The following is a 17,413-nucleotide window of genomic DNA, read 5'->3' on the forward strand; positions in this document are numbered from 1 at the left end:
CTATCGGCGGCGGGAGCCGCCGATAGCGAGGCGGCGCGCCCGGCGCCCGGCCAGCAGCAGCGCACCGCGCCGACCGGCTGCCCATATCGAGACGGCAAGCTGGAGCTGATCGTTTAGAGACAGCCGCGCACGGGCTCGGTGCTAGCCGGATGGTCGCCTGGTAGCCGAGGACTCGGGTTGCGCTAGGCCTACTGCTGCTGGAATGACGCAGCGGCCGGCGGCGGCGTGGTGCCCCGCAGCTGCACCGTCGCCGGCGTGCCGTCGCCGCCCTCGGGTGCAACCTCGACGGTGATAGGTGCAGCCTTCGCCGCTTCCTCGGTGCCCGGCTTCTTTTTCTTGCTGGCCTTGGCGGTGCGCTTCTTGGCGCCTGCCTTGGCGGCACGCACCTTGCGCTCGTTGCAGCCCCATGAGGTGACATCGTTGCGCACGCTCTTCACGGCGGCGGCAGTCGCCAAGGGCATGTTATCCAGGGTGGTCGAGCTGAACAGCTGCTTCCAACCATGCTGCTGAAAGCCGTACTCGAGCAGGCTGGCGGCGCGCACGTTGCGTTCGCCGCTGCTGTGATCGCCCAGCACGACGGCGATGATGCGGCGTCCATCGCGGCTAGCGGTGGCGACGACGTTGAAGCCGGAGTCGCACGTGAAGCCGGTCTTCATCCCATCGGCACCTTCGAACGACCGCAACAGGCCGTTGTGCGTGACCATGCGGCTCTTACCGAGGCGCATTTCCGGCTTCGCCCAGAGATACTCGTACTCAGGGAAATCCTTCAGAACGGCGCGGGCGAGCTTGGCCAGATCGCGCGCCGTCGTCACCTGATTGGGCGCCGGCAGGCCATTGGGATTGACGAAAACCGTGCGCTCCATGCCGAGCCGCTTGGCAGTGGCGTTCATCTGCGCGACGAACGCCGCCTCGCTGCCGGCGACGGCTTCAGCCAGCATCACGGCCGCGTCGTTCGCCGATTTGATGATGAGCGCGTTCAAGGCGACGTTGACGGTGAGCTCGTTGCCGACCGCTACGCCGATCTTGCTCGGAGGCTGCGCATTGGCGGCGGCCGAGCAGGGAATTCTCGTATTGAGATCGAGTTTGCCGGCCTTGAGTGCCTCGAACACGAGGTAGGCCGTCATGATCTTGGTGAGCGATGCCGGATACCAGGGACTATCGGCATCCTCAGCGTAGAGAACCTTGTTGTTGGACAGCTCGATAACGAGTGCCGGGCCGGCCGCGGCTTCGCGCGGGGCGAGAGCAGCGAGCAGCAGCAGGGTGACGAATGCGGTGCCGCGGCGCATGCAATTCCCCCGACAGTCTCTGACCTCGCCCGATACCACATTCGACGGCGCTGCTGCAACGCAGCGCAGGGGCCTTTCCCGCGCGGTGTGACCGATGGCGCACAGTGCATGGGCGGCCGCAATCGGCCGTCCATGCGAGTTTCGATGCGCACCGCCTCAGGTGGCGAGCGTGCGATAGGCGTGCGCGAAGGCGAGCATGGTGATCGGAACGCTGACAAAGATGCCGACGAACAGTGCCAGGAGGCCGAGCAAGTTGACGAGCAGCAGCGCCAGGAAGAGCAGCAGCAGCTGCCACTTGTGGCCCTTGGTGATGCGCCAGCTCTCCTTCATTGCTTCGATCGGCCATAGCCCGCGTTCGATCACGAGATAGGGAACGAAGGCCAGTCCCAACGCGATAATGACGCCGGGGACGATGAGGGCGAGGAAGCCCAACGCGATCGCGACGACGGTGAGAATGTGGGCGAAGAGGAAGCGCCAGAACGGCGCCGGATTCCACAGGTCGGCGATCTGCACTCCCTCGATGTTGTCGTGGGCGCGCAGCGAGAAAGTCGTAAGGCCCATGCCGACGAAGATCGAGACGACTACGCTAATGAGAGTAACGACGAGATCATACACGGTCATCGGCTGCGGGATGATCTTGCCGTCGGGTCCGAATTCCGGCTGCGGGCCGAACATGCCGGGGATTGCGGCGATGACCATGGCCAAGAGAAACGCCCCGATGAGAATCCAGGGTCGCTTCTTGAAGGTCTCCCATCCAAAGCGCAGGCAGTCTTCAACTGACAACGTGTGCATGTGCACCCCCCGTTGAAATCAGCTTCTCAATACGCTGGTGCTGAAACCAATTCTGGTGCGGTTCGCCGCAGCCAGTCCGAACGCTGCGCCGAGCCTACATGGAACCGCCGGGGCTGTGGAGGGCCCCGGCGGAGTTGTACGCTTGACGGATGAGCCCCGCTCGTGGCGCGTCGGCTAAAAGTTGATCAAGGCGCCGGTGCTGACGTAGCGGAAGTCATCGATCCCGCCGGGAGCAAATCCAGTCACCTCGGCCGTGTGCTCACGGTACTTGACCCACAGCGACATCGAGGCGGCGTCGATCTCCTGCACGGCACCCACTCCCCAGCGGGTGAACTCACCCGAAGTAGCGCCGGCGGCGAGGGCTGTCGGACCGAGCTGATCGAGGTACTGGCCCGATTCGCCATAGAGAACAGTATGGCCAAGCGCCAGCCACTGCCGGCGGATGCCACCCTTCACGTACCACTGGTGCGAGTTGGGCTCGGTAAAGCCGCCGGTGGTCTTCTTGCCGTTGTTGTCTTCCTGACCATAGGCGGCGTGAAGGAACAGGCCCGTCGCGAGGTGCTGGGCGTAGCCGCCGGCCTGGAAGAATTCCGAGTCCTTGCTGAAGGAGACGGGCGGCGGCTGCGTGTTCTGGTCGGTGTTGACCGAGTAGCCGACGCCGAACGCCAGCTTAAAGCCAGAGACTTCTCCCGTATAGCGGCCGGCGACCTCCCAATCGTCATCCTCGCCGTAGCTCGCCGAGATGGAGAAGCCGGCGAAGATGGGGCTGTCGTAGCGCACCCCGTTCATGACGATGCCGTCGCAGTCGCCGCCCCACGGCCGCTGCTGCGAATAGCAGTAGCCGAGATCGCCCCATTTGACGTTGCCGGGAACGAGGGCACCGTTGCTGCGCAGGAAGAACTCCGCCATCGAACAGCACGTAGTTGGCGATAACCTGCGTGCCGGAGAGGTCGGTGAACATGGCAGCGCTCTTCGACGCCAGCGCGTTCTTGCCTACGGCCAGCTTGCCGAACTCTTTGCTCGCAATGTACCAGTGCGACATCTGCAAGTTGAGGCCTTGATCGCCGCTCGGCGTGTTTTGGTTCGCGCCCATCGGATTGTCGTGAAGGTCCTGGATACGCATCAGGTATCCGGCCTTCCAGCCGGGCGCGATCGTCGCCTCTCCGGTGAACCGGAAGTTCGTCGCCTGCGTCGGGCCGATGTCCTGGATGTAGGCGTTGTGCTCGACGCCGTCGTCCCAGAACATGATCTGCTTGGTCACGTACCCGGTGACGGTGAGGGAGACCTTGCGGTTGCCCTTGCGCGCCGTCGTCGCCTCGAGCTCCGCGATGCGCTCCTCGAGATCGGCACAACAGGAGCCACCGAGGTCGGCAGCCGCCAGCGAATCCGGATCGAGCACGCACAAGGTCAAGGCGGCTGCGAACGCAAGTCGAGACAACGCGAACTGCTTATTCAAGACGAAACTCCCCCATGCCACATACTACACGCGCTACCCGGGCGTAACACCCGGATACGAAGAGCAATCTTCGACACCCGCCTGATCGAGGTCAGAGGACTGCAAAGCCGCGGCGCGCCGTGCAGCGGCGACGCCAATTAGGATGATGCATGGCCCCGCCGCTGGCGCTGCGGCAATGCGCTGCGCCAGCGTGGCGAGGCTGGCTGAAAGAACGAGCTCATCGCGGCGGGTGGCGTTAACTACTGCAGCGACCGGATGGTTGCCTGGCAGTCCGCGCGCCATGAGCTCGCGGCAGAGGTCACCGATGGTCGCCTTCGGCATATAGACGGCAGTCGTGGCTTTCGGGTCGGCGAGGCCTGCCCAGTCGAAATCATCGGGCAGCCGGCCGTTGACCGCGTGACCGGTAATGGCCTGGAAGCGGCGCGCGCCGCGGCGGCGGGTGAGCGGCACCCCGAGCCTCGCAGCGGCCCCCTGCGCAGCTGAAATGCCCGGGACGACGCCGAAGGCGATCCCGGCTTTGTCGAGGGCGACGATCTCCTCCTCGAGGCGGCCGAACATCAGCGGATCGCCGGCTTTGAGTCTGACCACGCGGCGGCCGGTTGTGGCGAGCGCCACCATAAGATCGTTGATGTCGCCTTGCCGGCAACCGCGGCCGTAGCCCTTCTTGCCGACATCGATGCGCTCGATGTGTGCCGGGGCCAGTGCCAGCACCTCCGGCGATACGAGCTGGTCGTGGAGGATAACGTCGGCGGCTTCTATGGCGCGCAGCGCCTTGAGCGTGAGGAGCTGCGGGTCGCCGGGGCCTGCGCCGACGAGCATCACCTGTGGGCCACGCGGACCTCCGCCGTCGGCGTGATCGGTGTCAGGATTGCGCGCGCGAGCTTGCTCGCCCAAACGCGAAGCTCCGAGCGTATGGCTCACGCGGCGCAGCAGCGAGCGGGCGAGCTCCAAGAGTACGGCCCAGTCGCTCGATGGTGCGGATAGGGCGTGCATCTGCGCGGCCTCTCAGATCGTGGTGACGGCTTCGCGCGCGGAGGCCGTTGCCGGTGCGCGTCGAGCGTCGAGGATGTTGCGGATTTCGGCGCGGCAGGAGCCGCAGTTGGTGCCGGCCTGCAGCGCGTCGCCGATCGCCGCCACGGTCGTGCAGCCCCGCGCCGCAGCAGCCGCGATCTCGTTGGTGCCGACGCCAAAGCAGGCACAGACGGTAGCGCCGCGGTCCACGGTGCCGTTGGCCGGCCGGCCGGCCATGACGGCAACGCGCGCGTAGCGCCCAGGACAGGAAGCGCCGAGCTGCTCGACCGCCCAGTCGCGCGCTACCGCCACCGGTTCGGGCGCGAAGAACAGCGCCGCGGAAAGACGACCGCCTGCATAGGCGGCGAAGCGGCGATGGCCGGTGTGGGGGTCGTGGTAGGCGCTCAGCACCGGAGCATCGCCCGCGAGCAGCCCGGTGACGAACGCGGACCAATCCTCGGGAGGCGCGGCGAGGGCGAGCTCGATACGCCAGCCGCTACTGCACCGGGCGATGGCCCAATACTCGGCATCGATGGTGGGCGGCTTGTGGCGCAGCACGCAAAACCCGTAGGTGGCGGCGACGAAGCGCTCGATGCGCGCCGGCACGCTCTTCAGCGCCGGTTGTCCGGAGATCGGATCGGTGATTGCGGTCGCCAGTGCGTCGACGCGCGCCCGCGAGGCAAATTGATCGTTCCAGTGCATGGGCACGAAAATGGTGCCGGGCTGCTGGCGCGGCGAGACGAGTGCGCGCACGAGGATGGCACCGAGGCCCGTCGAGACGCGCACGAGGTCGGCATCGGCGACGTGATGGCGCGCGGCGTCATGTGGGTGCAACTCCACGTACGGCTCGGCGCAGTGTTGCGACAGGCGCGGGCTCTTGCCGCTGCGCGTCATCGTGTGCCAGTGGTCGCGCACGCGCCCCGTATTGAGCGTCAGCGGAAATGCCGGGGCGATTTGTGCGACGGCGGGCGCCTGCACGTCGACGAAGCGTGCTCTGCCATCGGCGGTGAAGAAGCGGCCGTCGGCGAACATGCGGGCCGACGACGCGCTGCCGAGGGGATGCGGCCACTGGAACGGTTCGAGCGCATCGTATGCATCGCCGTCCGTCGCAGCCAGCGCGCCGATGTCGAAATCGCGCGCCCCGCCGTTCTCGAAGCCCGAGAGGGCGGCGTGCTCGGCGAAGATCTCCGCCGCCGAGCCATAGGTGAAGGCATCGGCGTGGCCCATGCGCTTGGCGACCTCGCACACAATCCACCAATCGGGACGCGCTTCGCCGGGCAGCGGCAGGAAACTGCGCTGGCGCGAGATGCGCCGCTCCGAGTTGGTGACGGTGCCGCTCTTTTCTCCCCACGCCGCCGCTGGCAGCAGCACGTGCGCGAGGCGCGCCGTATCGGTGGCTGCCGTCACATCCGAGACGACGACAAACGGGCAGGTGCGGATGGCAGCTTCGACGTTCTCGGCCTCCGGCATGGAGACGGCGGGATTGGTGGCCATGATCCACAGCGCCTTGATGCGGCCATCGGCGACGGCGCGGAACATGTCGACGGCTTTGGGGCCCGGCTTTGATGCCATGGTCGGGGAGCGCCAGAAGCGCTGGACGCGGTCGCGATGCTCCGCGTCCTCAATGTTCATATGCGCGGCGAGCATGTTGGCGAGGCCACCGACCTCGCGGCCGCCCATTGCGTTGGGCTGCCCCGTCACCGAGAACGGGCCCATGCCGGGCTTACCGATGCGCCCGGTGGCGAGATGGCAATTGATGATGGCGCTTACCTTGTCGGTGCCCGATGTCGACTGGTTGACGCCCTGGCTGTAGACGGTGACGGTCTTCTCGGTGGCGGCGAACAACGCGAAGAACCGCTCGAGCGTGGCGGCTGGTATGCCGGTGCGCCGTACGAGATCGTAGAGGTCGAGCATCTCGGCCGATTGCAGCGCTTCCTTGAAGCCGCTGGTGTGGGCGCCGATATAGCGGCGCTTGATCGAGCCGCAGCGGGCCAGATAGCGCAGCAGGCCGAGGAACAGGACGACGTCGCTGTCGGGCTTGATGGGAAGGTGCAGGTCGGCGATGTCGGCCGTCGCCGTGCGGCGCGGATCGATCAGCACCACCTTCATCCGCGGCCGCTTCTCCTTGGCTGCGGCCAGGCGCTGATAGAGGACTGGATGGCACCAGGCGAGGTTGGAGCCGGTGAGCACGACGAGATCGGCGAGCTCCAGATCCTCGTAGCAGCCCGGCACCGTGTCGGAGCCGAAGGCGCGCCTGTGGCCGGCGACGGAGGAGGCCATGCACAGGCGCGAGTTGGTGTCGATGTTGGCCGAGCCGATGAAGCCCTTCATCAATTTGTTGGCGACGTAGTAGTCCTCGGTCATCAGCTGGCCCGAGACGTAGAACGCAACCGAGTCCGGCCCATGGTCGCGGATCGTGTCGGCGAATCTGCCGGCGACGAGGTTGAGCGCGCTGTCCCAGCTCGCCCGCTCACCGTCCACCGTCGGAGTCAGCAGTCGGTCATCGAGCCCGATGGTCTCGGCCAGCGCCGAGCCTTTGGAGCACAAGCGTCCGAAGTTCGCCGGATGATTGGGATCGCCGCGCACCGCGACGTCGCCGTTGGCACTGATCTCGGCGATCACGCCGCAACCCACGCCGCAGTACGGGCAGGTGGTCTTGATGCGGCGCGGGGCGGCCATGTCCATGTTCAGGCGGCCCTATGCGCCAGCGCGTCGAGCGCAATGAACAGCGTATCGCCCTCGACCTTGACGGGGATGGTGCGCACGCAGCCCTCGTCGGCTCCCTGCGCCTTGCCGGTTTCCAGCGAGATGACCCAGTTGTGCAGCGGGCACGTCACCGCGGCGCCATGCACGATCCCCTGGCTGAGTGGGCCGCCCCTATGCGGGCAGTGATCATCGATGGCGAACACGCGGTCATCGGCGGTGCGGAATACGGCGATCTTGCCGTCCGGGGTATTGATGCAGCGGGCCCCGCGTTGCGGGATGTCGGAGAGTGTGCCGATGGCGATCCAGTTCATCGCTTCTACTCCGCTGCCTGTGCGACACCGACCGCCGCCAGCGGTCGGAACTCATGCTTGTGCAGGCCGGAGACGCGCTCCGACCACGGATCGACTTGGGCGAACTTCTGCGAGTAGACGAAGCGGTCGTAGAAGGCGCGGCGGCGCTCCATGTCCTCGAGCACCTGGCGACGGATCTCGTCGACGCCGATGCGCTTGGTCCATTTGTAGATGCGCTCGAGGTAGCGCGCCTGCTCGCGATACATCTGGACCAGGGCGACGATTACCTCGAGCGCCTCGTCCTCGGTCTTGACCAGGCCGAGCACCTCGGTGCCCTTGATGTCGAGGCCGGCGGCGCCGGCGAAGTGGATCTCGTAGCCGCTATCGACGCATACGACGCCGACGTCCTTGCACGTCGCCTCGGCGCAATTGCGCGGGCAACCCGACACCGCCATTTTCACCTTGGCCGGCGTCCACGAGCCCCACATGAACTTTTCGATGCGGATACCGAGGCCGGTGGAATCCTGCGTGCCGAAGCGGCACCAATCCGTGCCGACGCACGTCTTCACGGTGCGCAGGCCCTTGGCGTAGGCATGACCCGAAACGAAGCCGGCTTTGCCGAGATCGGCCCACACCGCCGGCAGGTCCTCCTTCTTGATGCCCAGCATGTCGATGCGCTGGCCGCCGGTGACCTTCACGGTGGGGATGGAAAACTTGTCGACCACGTCGGCGATGGCGCGCAGCTCCTTGGCGCTTGTGACGCCGCCCCACATGCGCGGCACCACCGAGTAAGTGCCATCCTTCTGGATGTTGGCGTGGGCGCGCTCGTTGATGAAGCGCGACTGGTAGTCGTCGGCGTATTCGCCCGGCCAGTCGCAGACGAGGTAGTAGTTGAGCGCCGGGCGGCACTTGGCGCAGCCGCACGAGGTCTTCCACTCGAGCTCCTGCATCACGGCGTGGATGGTCTTGAGGCCCTTGGCCTTGATCAGGCGGCGCACGTCGTCGTGCCCGAGCGAGGTGCACGCGCACATCGGCTGCACGGCGGCGGGGTTGTAGGCGTCGCCGAGCGTCAGCGTCATCAGCTGCTCGACGAGGCCGGTGCACGAGCCGCACGAGGCGGAAGCCTTGGTGTGGGCACGCACGTCATCGAGCGTCGTCAGGCCCTTCTCCTTGATGGTGCCGACGATCTTGCCCTTGCACACGCCGTTGCAGCCGCAGATCTCTGCGTCATCGGGCAACGCTGCAACGGCCGCCATAGGGTCCAGGGGGGACCCTCCCTGGTAGGCCTGGCCGAAGATGAGCGTGTCGCGCATGTCGGAGATGTCGACCTGCTTCTTCTTCAGGTCGTTGAACCACGCGCCGTCGGCCGTCTCGCCGTAGAGCACGGTGCCGATGATGCGGTTCTCCTTGAGGACGACGCGCTTGTAGACGCCGGCAGCGGCGTCGCGCAGCACGATCTCCTGACGGTCCTCGCCGTCGGCGAAGTCGCCGAGCGAGAACAGGTCGATGCCGGTCACCTTCAACTTGGTCGGCGTGTCGTTGTGCACGAAGACGGCGCTGTCGTCGCCGGTGAGGCGCGCGGCGGCAACGCGCGCCATCTCGTACAGCGGCGCGACGAGGCCGTAGACCTGGCCGCCGACCTCCACACATTCGCCGAGGGCGAAGATGTCGGGGTCGGTGGTGCGCATGCCGTCGTCGACGAGGATGCCGCGGTTGACATCGAGGCCGGCAAGTTTGCCGAGTGTGGCGTTAGGGCGGATGCCCGCGGCCATGACCACCAGCGTAGCGGGGATGATGCGGCCGTCGGCGAGCGCGACGCCCTCGACCCTGTGCTGGCCGAGGATGGCCTTGGTCGAGGCTTTGGTTAGGATATTGATGCCGCGGCCTTCCAGCTCGCGCTGCAGCATGTAACCGGCCGCCGGATCGAGCTGACGCTCCATCAGCGTGGGCATCAAATGCACTACCGTCACGTCCATGTCGCGGGCCTTCAGCCCAGCCGCCGCCTCGAGGCCGAGCAGTCCGCCGCCGATGACGACCGCCTTGGCGCGCGACTGCGCCGCCACCAGCATGGCGTTGACGTCGTCGAGATCACGGTAGGAGAGGACGCCTGGCAGGTGGTTGCCCGGCACCGGCAGGATGAACGGCACCGATCCGGTGGCGATGACCAGCTTGTCGTAGCTCTGCGTCACGCCGCGGTCGGAAGAGACAGTCTTCTTGGCGCGGTCGATCTCGGTGACCTTGTGCCCCTTGTAGAGCGTGATGCCGTTCTTGATGTACCAGCCGTCGCCGTGAATGATGATCTGTTCGTAGTCCTTCTCTCCCGAGAGGACGGGCGACAGCATGATGCGGTCGTAGTTGACGCGCGGCTCGGCGTTGAAGATCGTGACCTCGTAGCGCCCAGGTGCCCGCTCGAACAGATGCTCGAGCATGCGTCCTGGCGCCATGCCGTTGCCGATGATGACGAGTTTCTCTCCCATGGCGCTTATTCCGCTGCTTGGATGCGCAATTTCGGGCCGGCAGCCAGCCGCTCGGCACGCTTGCGCTTGATTTCGTCGAGAAGGGCCGGCTCCGGATTGGCACCGCCCTCGTAGGCTTCGAGGAAGTCGAGAAGCTCCTCGCGGTAGGCGTAGTAGTCGGGGTGCGACAGCAGCATCTTGCGCGAGCGCGGACGCGGCAGGTTCACATCCATGATGTTGCCGATCGTCGCGTTAGGGCCGTTCGACATCATCACCACGCGGTCGGCGAGCAGGATCGCCTCGTCGACATCGTGCGTGACGCAGATAGCGGTGACCTTGGTGCGCGCCCAGACGTCCATCAGCACATCCTGCAGCTCCCACCGGGTGAGGCTGTCGAGCATGCCGAAGGGCTCGTCGAGCAGCAGCAGCTTGGGCGAGAGGGCGAACGCGCGGGCGATGCCGACGCGCTGCCTCATGCCGTTGGAGAGGTCGGCGGCGCGCCGGTGCATGGTATCGCCGAGGCCGACGCGGTGCAGGTAGTATTCGACTATGTCGCGACGCTCTGCTGCGCTCGCTTTCGGATAGACGCGGTCGACGCCGAGCGCCACGTTCTCGCGCGCCGTCAGCCACGGCATGAGCGAGGGGGACTGGAAGACGACGGCACGATCGGGGCCGGCGCCGCTCACCTCGTGTCCGTCGAGCACAACGCCGCCGCTTGATAGCTTGTTGAGCCCCGCCGCCATCGACAGGACCGTCGACTTGCCACAGCCCGAGTGGCCGATGAGGGTGACGAATTCGCCCTTCTTCATTTTGAGATTGAAGCCGTCGACGACGGTGAGCGGGCCCTTCGGTGTGGAGTAGGTCTTGCGCACCTCGAAGAACTCGACGTAGCGCTCCTCGATCGGCGAGTGCGCCGCCTTCTGGTAGGCGAGCGGCAACTCGCTCTTTACCGTCTTGGCGGTAATCGGCGTGACATTGGGGAGCACCGGCTCGGCCTGCGCATTTGCGCTGCGGGTGGCGCCCAGCTCCATCAAGCAGGCGGTGACCTCGGCCCGGATACGGATGAACTCGGGATCAGAGTTCATGGCCCCCCGGTCGCGCGGGCGCGGCAGGTCCACCTTGAACGAGGGTCCCAGCGTGGCCCGCGGTCCCGGCGTCAGCGGGATGATGCGGTCGGCGAGCAGGATCGCCTCGTCGACGTCGTTGGTGATGAGGATGATGGTCTTCTTGGCGCGCTCCGAGATCTCGGCGAACTCGTCCTGCAGCTTGGCGCGCGTCAGCGCGTCGAGGGCGGAGAGCGGCTCGTCGAGCAAGATGATCTCCGGCTGGATGGCGAGCGCGCGTGCCACCGCCACGCGCTGGCGCATGCCACCCGACAGCTCGGCCGGGCGCCGATCGAGGGCGTGCGACAGGCCGACCATGTCGATGTACTTGTGGATGATGGCGCCGCGCTCGGTCGCCGACTTGCCCTTGTGCACGGCATCGACGGCCAGCGCGACGTTGCCGTAGACGCTCAGCCACGGCATCAGCGAGTAGGACTGGAAGACTATGCCGCGATCGGGACCTGGCCCGGCGATGTCCTTACCGTGGATCTTGATCGTGCCGCTGTCGGGCGCGATGAGCCCGGCGATGGCCGAGATCAGCGTCGTCTTGCCGGAGCCGGAGAAGCCGACGATGGCGATGAACTCGCCCTCGGCGACGGAGAGATTGAGGTCGGCCAGCACCTCGGTGCGAGTTGCGCCCTCGCCGTAGCTCTTGGACAGTCCGGTGATGTCGAGAAAGCTCATCAGTGCCTCACCGGCTGGTCTGGAAGGTGAACGCCGACTGCAGCGCGTACATCAGGCGGTCGAGCGCGAACCCGATGATGCCGATGGTGAGCACCGCCACCATGATGCGCGCCAGCGACGACGAGGAGCCGTTCTGGAACTCGTCCCACACGAACTTTCCAAGGCCCGGGTTCTGCGCCAGCATCTCGGCGGCGATGAGCACCATCCAGCCGACGCCGAGCGACAGGCGCAGGCCGGTGAAGATGAGCGGCAGGGCGGACGGCAGTACAAGCTTGCGGATGGTCGTGAACGTCGAGAGCTGCAGCACCTTGCCGACGTTGACGAGGTCCTTGTCGATGGAGGCGACGCCGAGTGCCGTGTTGATCAGCGTCGGCCACATGGAGCACAGCGTCACCGTGATGGCCGAGATGAGCAGCGCCTTGGGCAGCGCATCGCTCGGGTTCACGTAGAGCGCCGAGACGATCATGGTGACGATCGGCAACCAGGCGAGCGGTGACACAGGCTTGAAGATCTGGATCAGCGGGTTGATGGCGCCGTTGACCGTCTTCGACAGGCCGGAGGCGATGCCGAGCGGCACGGCGATGAGGGTCGCGATGATGAAGCCGAGGCCGACGGTCTTCAGCGAGGTCAGGATCTGATCGAAGAAAGTCGGTTTGCCCGTGTACACGCGCCACTTCACCTCTTCCGGCTTGCCGGCGGCAGCAAGGGCGGCGTTGCGCACCTCTTGCCGCTCGTAGAACGCCGCCTCCTTGGCGCGCTCGGCGCTGTGGTCGGCAAACAGGTTCAGCGCCTGCTCCCACACCTGCGCCGGGCCCGGCAGAGCGCCGAGCGAGGTATCGACGCGCGGGGCGAGCAGGCTCCAGGCGAGAATGAAGAGGCCGATGCCGACCAGTGGGACGAGCAGCACGCGCTTGAGCTCGCCGAGCTGCTCGCTGACGTTGTCGCCCGCGGCGATGCGCAAGAGCGGCGTCACCCAGCCGAGCCCGAGCGCATCGAGCCAACCGGCAGCCTTGTTGATGCGGGCGAAGCGCCTCTCGCGGCGCATGCTGCGCTCGGCCTCGGTGGCGGCGATCGTGTCGGATGCGGTGGTCATGGTTTCAAGTCCCGGCTCAAATGCTGTCTTGATTGGCGACGGCCGCCGCGGTGGCGGCCGTCGCGCGGGCAGCGGTCATCCCCCGACGACTTCGCTGCCATCGACCTTCTGCTGGCCCTTGAGGCCGATGGGCAGCGCGTCGATGTAGGCGTTCGGCTTGCGCCCGTCGTAGATGATGCCGTCGATGAACTCCGCCGTCGGGGCGCGATAGCCGTCCGCGTTCCAGGGGAAGTCGGCTTCCTTCGCCTTGCCTTCGGCGACGAGGAGCTTGGCCGCCTGCAGATAGATTTCCGGGCGGTAGACGTTCTTGGCGACGTTGGCATACCAGTCGTCGGTCTTGGCCTCCGGGATCTGTCCCCAGCGGCGCATCTGGGTCAGGTACCAGACGGCGTCGGAGTAGTAGGGATAGGTGGCGAAGTGGCGGAAGAAGACGTTGAAGTCCGGCACTGCGCGCTTGTCGCCCTTCTCGTACTCGAAGGTGCCGGTCATCGAGTTGGCGATGACCTTGGCATCGGCGCCGACATATTCGGGCTTCGAGAGGATCTCGACCGCCTTCATGCGGTTGGCGTTGTTGTTCTCGTCCAGCCACATGGCGGCGCGGATGAGCGCCTTGGTGAGGGCGAGCGTCGTGTTGGGATTCTTCTCGGCGAACGTCTTGGTGATGCCGAACACTTTCTCCGGGTTGTTCTTCCAGATCTCGTAGTCGGTGATGACGGGCACGCCGATGCCCTTGAACACGGCGGCCTGGTTCCACGGCTCGCCGACGCAGTAGCCGTGGATGGTGCCGGCCTCGAGCGTCGCCGGCATCTGCGGCGGCGGCGTCACCGACAGCAGCACGTCGGCCTTGATCTGGCCGGAAACGTCGCTCGGCGAGTAGAAACCGGGGTGGATCTTGCCGGCGGCGAGCCAGTAGCGCAGCTCGTAGTTGTGCGTGGACACGGGGAAGACCATGCCCATGTTGAAGTTCTTGCCCTCGCCGCGGAACTTGTCGACCACCGGCTTCAGGGCGTCGGCCTTGACGGGGTGCACGGGCTTGCCGTCGGCGACCGGAATGTTCGGCTTCATCATCGCCCACACGTCGTTGGAGACGGTCACGGCGTTGCCGTTGAGGTCCATCGAGAACGGCGTGACGATGTCGGCCTTGGTGCCAAAGCCGATGGTGGCGGCCAGCGGCTGGCCGGCGAGCATGTGAGCACCGTCGAGTTCGCCGCTGATGACGCGGTCAAGCAGCACCTTCCAGTTCGCCTGCGGCTCGAGCGTGACGTAGAGGCCTTCTTCCTCGAAGAAACCGAGCTCCTTGGCGATGGCGAGCGGTGCCATATCGGTGAGCTTGATGAAGCCGAGCTTCAGCTCGTCCTTCTCGGGCACCAGCGGCTCAGCGCGGGCGGTGACCATCGAAGCGAACGCCATAGCCGCAAAGCAGATCAGGAAGGCGAGGGTAGAGACCCACGAAGGGTGGCTTGGCTGGCTGGCTGCAATCCCCTGGGTGCGCATCAATCGTTCCCTTCGCTTGGTCCAAAACAAAAAAGCTGCCGGCCAAGCCTCTGCGCATGCGCAATGGCTGGGTCGGCAGCTTTGCCTGATGAGCGCCCGTCGTTGGGCGCGATCGATTTCCTAAAGAGCAGAAACCATGCCACTTTGGCATGTTTGATATTCTTGTTGAGATTCAGTGCGATAGACGATCAGCGAAGAGTCGGCTGGGGAGCTGGCAAGACCAAAGAATGGTCAGACTGGCGGGCAATCGGCGCAAAATTTGTGCATCGCACATGCGCCAATTTAGCGCGTCTGGGCAGCGATGTAGCTGTCGAGCTGGTCGGGATCGAAGCGCCCGCCGTCGAAGAATCCGTCGGGCCCAAGCGTCAGGCTGGCGCCGGCCGAGCCGACTGGCGTCGGTGCCGACAACGCCCCTTCGACCTTGGCGTTGGCGACCGGCAATGCGACGCCCAGCGGCTTCAGGGCAGCACGATAAAGATCGGGCCGATAGGTGTCGCGCGCGATGCCGGCATGCTCGGCAGTATGCTTCACCTGCCCCCAGCGGACCATCTGCGAATAGAACCACAGCGCGTGGCTCTTCCAGGGGAAGGTGGCCGCCTTGGCGAAGGGGACGAAGAAGTCCTCCATAGGCCGTATATCGCCACCGCCGGCGTCGAGCTGCCCCGAGAGTCCATGCAGCATCCACTCCGCCGGACGCGCGAGATAGGCATTGTCGGCAAGGATGTGCGCCAGCTCGCCGTGGTTGCCCCGATCGGCGCACCACTGTGCCGAGCGACACAGTGCGCGTAGCAGCGCTGCCAGCGCCTCCGGATTGTCCGCCGCCCACTTAGCCCCGGCGCCCAGCACCTTCTCCGGGCTCGAACGCCAGATGGCCGCCTTCACCGTGGCGATGCGCCCGTTACCGGCGACGGCTGCGGCAGTGCTCCACGGCTCGCCGACGCAGTATCCGTCGATGGCGCCGCTGGCCAGCGCGTCGGCCATGAGCGGCGGGGGGACAATGACGATGTCGACCTCGCGTCGCGGGTCGACGCCGCAGGCGGCGAGCCAGTAGCGCAGCTCGTAGTTATGGCCCGAGAACGGGTGCACGACGGCAAAGCGCAGCGCCGGCTCGCCGCGCGCGGCGCGGTCGGCGCATACCTGCTTGAGGGCGTGCCCGGTGGTTGCGGGGTTGAAGTCCGGCGTCGCGCCGCGCTCGAGCATCAGCGCCCACAACGCATTCGATACCGTGACCGCGTTGCCGCCGAGGCCGAGCGCCATCGGCGCGATGGTCGGCACGGCGAGCGGCGTCAGGCCGAGATTGGCCGCGATCGGCATCGGGGCCAGGACGTGCGCGACCTGGAAATGGCCGACCGCCATGCGGTCGCGGATGGTGGCCCACGATGTTTCGCGCACCAGCGTCAGGTCGATGCCCTCGGCGATGGCAAAACCCTTCTCCTTGGCGGCGACGAGCACGGCGCTATCGAGCAGCGGTATGAAGCCGGCGATGATCTGATGATTGCCGTCCATCGTCATCGATCCTCCGGCGGAGCGAGCAGCCCGGCGGCGGTGATCAGGCTCTCGGCGATCTCGGAAAGCTTGCGGTTCTGGTTCATCGCCGTCTTGCGCAGCAGCGCATAGGCGTCGGCCTCGGATAAGCCGCGCGTCGACATCAGGATGCCCTTGGCGCGGTCAATGAGCTTGCGGTTTTCCAGCTCGGAGCGCGCTTCCTGCAGCTCGTGTGCCATGCGCGCGAAGGCGTTGAAACGGCTGATTGCCATGTCGAGGATCGGCTTCACGCGTTCACGCTTGAGGCCGTCCACGACGTAGGCGGAGACGCCGGCGTCGACGGCGGCCTCGATTGCGGCCTGGTCGGAGCGGTCGACGAACATGGCGATCGGCCGCTGCACGGCGCGGGACAGCTGGAACATGTTCTCCAGCATGTCGCGGTTGGGGTTTTCCAGGTCGATGACGATGACGTCGGGTTTGATGTCGGCGATGCGGCGCGCAATGCCGGCGACATCGTGAATGACGGTGATGTTGTCGTATCCGGCGTCGCGCAGGCCGTCCTCGATGACCGCAGCGCGCAGCCGGTTTTCGTCGATAACGAGAATGGAAAGGCTTGTCGGCGCTGCCGGCATACGTTCGCTCTGTCGAGGGCGCAGCGGGGGTGAGACGACCGCGGCATGCAGGGAGCGCGCCTTAGCACGTGGCGGCCGCCGCGCAAACAGTCGCGTCGTCGTGGTGGTGCCCCAGGCCCGACTCGAACGGGCACGTCCTTGCGGACAACAGATTTTGAGTCTGTCGCGTCTACCGGTTCCGCCACTGGGGCTATTGCTGCGCCGCTAGTGTGATGATCGAGCAGTCCGCCAAATCATCTGCGGCCGGGTCGAGAAGCGGACTTCTCGATCTGAATCACACTAGCTCATTGATTGTCCTAGTGTCCTTCAGATCGCGAAATTCGTTCTACATCTGGCGGCGTAGGGCGACGAATTCCGCGATCAGGACACTAGGGCGTTCGGCAAAGTCGCGCGCATCATACTGGCGGACTTGTTCCCGTCAACGCCATGACTTGCACGGGAATTTGAGGCTGCGCGGCCAGCTGTCACGTACCGGGGCCGGAACCCGACTACCAGAGCGGGGGTTGTGCGCCAATGGGGGCAGCAACATGGAGGAATAACCAATGAGAGCAGAGCTTCTTGCCGTGCTGGCCATCGCTGCGCTCGGCGTCTCGGGTGCCATGGCGCAGACGACGGGCGAGAGCCCGGCCGATCCGACCCTGAAGCAGGAGGCACCGGCCGCCGATCCGGCACAGCCGGCTGAGCCTAAGGGAAAAATGCCGATGCGCCGCGAGTTGCCGATCGTGCCCGATCCCACGGCTCCATCGAGCGAAGGCGCCGGTGCGGGCACTTCCGGCGCGGACGCGCCGAGCGCGACACCGCCTGAGCAGCCGGGTGCTACACAGCCGGCGCCAGCGGAAGAGCCGAAGAAATACTAAGCCGGCTCTGGTCTGCGCTGGCCCACACCAGCGCCACCACCCCTGATGCAAGAGAGCGCGCTGCCGGA

The 17,413-nt window shown here is 66.0% G+C and carries 14 protein-coding genes and 1 tRNA gene; 1 reads left to right on the top strand and 14 read right to left on the bottom strand.

The window, feature by feature from the left end; genetic code table 11:
• Positions 1–188 precede the first annotated feature (188 nt).
• The 14 genes from F9K20_RS13315 to F9K20_RS13380 all read right to left on the bottom strand — a co-directional run bounded on the left by F9K20_RS13315 (position 189) and on the right by F9K20_RS13380 (position 16,679).
• The gene (locus F9K20_RS13315; protein WP_291002502.1) at positions 189–1,286 is read right to left on the bottom strand and encodes a D-alanyl-D-alanine carboxypeptidase family protein; all 1,098 of its coding nucleotides are present in this window, start codon (positions 1,284–1,286) and stop codon (positions 189–191) included.
• Between the two features lie 156 nt (positions 1,287–1,442).
• Entirely contained in the window at positions 1,443–2,078 is a 636-nt protein-coding gene (locus F9K20_RS13320) for a hypothetical protein (protein ID WP_291002504.1), read from the bottom strand.
• 174 nt (positions 2,079–2,252) lie between these two features.
• Positions 2,253–2,867: a hypothetical protein gene (locus tag F9K20_RS13325; RefSeq protein WP_291002507.1), complete on the bottom strand. Its 615-nt coding sequence runs from the start codon at positions 2,865–2,867 to the stop codon at positions 2,253–2,255.
• The gene (locus F9K20_RS13330) at positions 2,797–3,516 is read right to left on the bottom strand and encodes a hypothetical protein (RefSeq protein WP_291002510.1); all 720 of its coding nucleotides are present in this window, start codon (positions 3,514–3,516) and stop codon (positions 2,797–2,799) included. The genes F9K20_RS13325 and F9K20_RS13330 overlap by 71 nt, the downstream gene beginning before the upstream one ends.
• 51 nt (positions 3,517–3,567) lie before the next feature.
• Positions 3,568–4,527, bottom strand: a complete 960-nt coding sequence (gene cobA, locus F9K20_RS13335) for a uroporphyrinogen-III C-methyltransferase (protein WP_291002513.1) — start codon at positions 4,525–4,527, stop codon at positions 3,568–3,570.
• A 12-nt stretch (positions 4,528–4,539) separates the two neighbouring features.
• Entirely contained in the window at positions 4,540–7,230 is a 2,691-nt protein-coding gene (locus tag F9K20_RS13340) for a nitrate reductase (protein WP_291002515.1), read from the bottom strand.
• A 2-nt stretch (positions 7,231–7,232) separates the two neighbouring features.
• Positions 7,233–7,562 carry a nitrite reductase small subunit NirD gene (gene nirD, locus F9K20_RS13345; RefSeq protein ID WP_291002518.1) on the bottom strand — a complete coding sequence of 110 codons (330 nt, stop codon included), beginning with the start codon at positions 7,560–7,562 and terminating at the stop codon, positions 7,233–7,235.
• A 5-nt stretch (positions 7,563–7,567) separates the two neighbouring features.
• The gene (gene nirB / locus F9K20_RS13350; RefSeq protein WP_291002521.1) at positions 7,568–10,018 is read right to left on the bottom strand and encodes a nitrite reductase large subunit NirB; all 2,451 of its coding nucleotides are present in this window, start codon (positions 10,016–10,018) and stop codon (positions 7,568–7,570) included.
• Between the two features lie 5 nt (positions 10,019–10,023).
• Positions 10,024–11,784: an ABC transporter ATP-binding protein gene (locus F9K20_RS13355; RefSeq protein WP_291002524.1), complete on the bottom strand. Its 1,761-nt coding sequence runs from the start codon at positions 11,782–11,784 to the stop codon at positions 10,024–10,026.
• A 7-nt stretch (positions 11,785–11,791) separates the two neighbouring features.
• Entirely contained in the window at positions 11,792–12,877 is a 1,086-nt protein-coding gene (locus tag F9K20_RS13360; protein WP_291002527.1) for an ABC transporter permease, read from the bottom strand.
• A 75-nt stretch (positions 12,878–12,952) separates the two neighbouring features.
• Positions 12,953–14,287, bottom strand: coding sequence for a CmpA/NrtA family ABC transporter substrate-binding protein (locus tag F9K20_RS13365; RefSeq protein ID WP_291002731.1), 1,335 nt, complete (start codon positions 14,285–14,287; stop codon positions 12,953–12,955).
• A gap of 366 nt (positions 14,288–14,653) precedes the next feature.
• Complete coding sequence (locus F9K20_RS13370; RefSeq protein WP_291002530.1) at positions 14,654–15,877, bottom strand: CmpA/NrtA family ABC transporter substrate-binding protein; 1,224 nt, start codon at positions 15,875–15,877, stop codon at positions 14,654–14,656.
• Between the two features lie 2 nt (positions 15,878–15,879).
• Entirely contained in the window at positions 15,880–16,488 is a 609-nt protein-coding gene (locus tag F9K20_RS13375; protein WP_291002533.1) for an ANTAR domain-containing response regulator, read from the bottom strand.
• A 104-nt stretch (positions 16,489–16,592) separates the two neighbouring features.
• A tRNA-Leu gene (locus tag F9K20_RS13380) sits at positions 16,593–16,679 on the bottom strand.
• Between the two features lie 351 nt (positions 16,680–17,030).
• On the opposite strand from F9K20_RS13380, the gene F9K20_RS13385 reads away from it, so the two are divergent.
• Positions 17,031–17,345: a hypothetical protein gene (locus F9K20_RS13385; RefSeq protein WP_291002536.1), complete on the top strand. Its 315-nt coding sequence runs from the start codon at positions 17,031–17,033 to the stop codon at positions 17,343–17,345.
• Positions 17,346–17,413: the final 68 nt, after the last annotated feature.

The sequence above is a fragment of the Hyphomicrobium sp. genome, from assembly GCF_009026145.1.
In the GTDB taxonomy this organism is placed as follows: Bacteria; Pseudomonadota; Alphaproteobacteria; order Rhizobiales; family Hyphomicrobiaceae; genus Hyphomicrobium_A.

Coding starts and splice junctions, on each gene's coding strand:
- F9K20_RS13365 (WP_291002731.1), bottom strand. CDS start 14,287: ATGGCGTTCGCTTCGATGGTCACCGCCCGCGCTGAGCCGCTGGTGCCC.
- F9K20_RS13315 (WP_291002502.1), bottom strand. CDS start 1,286: ATGCGCCGCGGCACCGCATTCGTCACCCTGCTGCTGCTCGCTGCTCTC.
- F9K20_RS13320 (WP_291002504.1), bottom strand. CDS start 2,078: ATGCACACGTTGTCAGTTGAAGACTGCCTGCGCTTTGGATGGGAGACC.
- F9K20_RS13340 (WP_291002515.1), bottom strand. CDS start 7,230: ATGGACATGGCCGCCCCGCGCCGCATCAAGACCACCTGCCCGTACTGC.
- F9K20_RS13360 (WP_291002527.1), bottom strand. CDS start 12,877: ATGACCACCGCATCCGACACGATCGCCGCCACCGAGGCCGAGCGCAGC.
- F9K20_RS13385 (WP_291002536.1), top strand. CDS start 17,031: ATGAGAGCAGAGCTTCTTGCCGTGCTGGCCATCGCTGCGCTCGGCGTC.
- F9K20_RS13370 (WP_291002530.1), bottom strand. CDS start 15,877: ATGGACGGCAATCATCAGATCATCGCCGGCTTCATACCGCTGCTCGAT.
- cobA (WP_291002513.1), bottom strand. CDS start 4,527: ATGCACGCCCTATCCGCACCATCGAGCGACTGGGCCGTACTCTTGGAG.
- F9K20_RS13375 (WP_291002533.1), bottom strand. CDS start 16,488: ATGCCGGCAGCGCCGACAAGCCTTTCCATTCTCGTTATCGACGAAAAC.
- nirD (WP_291002518.1), bottom strand. CDS start 7,562: ATGAACTGGATCGCCATCGGCACACTCTCCGACATCCCGCAACGCGGG.
- nirB (WP_291002521.1), bottom strand. CDS start 10,018: ATGGGAGAGAAACTCGTCATCATCGGCAACGGCATGGCGCCAGGACGC.
- F9K20_RS13325 (WP_291002507.1), bottom strand. CDS start 2,867: ATGAACGGGGTGCGCTACGACAGCCCCATCTTCGCCGGCTTCTCCATC.
- F9K20_RS13355 (WP_291002524.1), bottom strand. CDS start 11,784: ATGAGCTTTCTCGACATCACCGGACTGTCCAAGAGCTACGGCGAGGGC.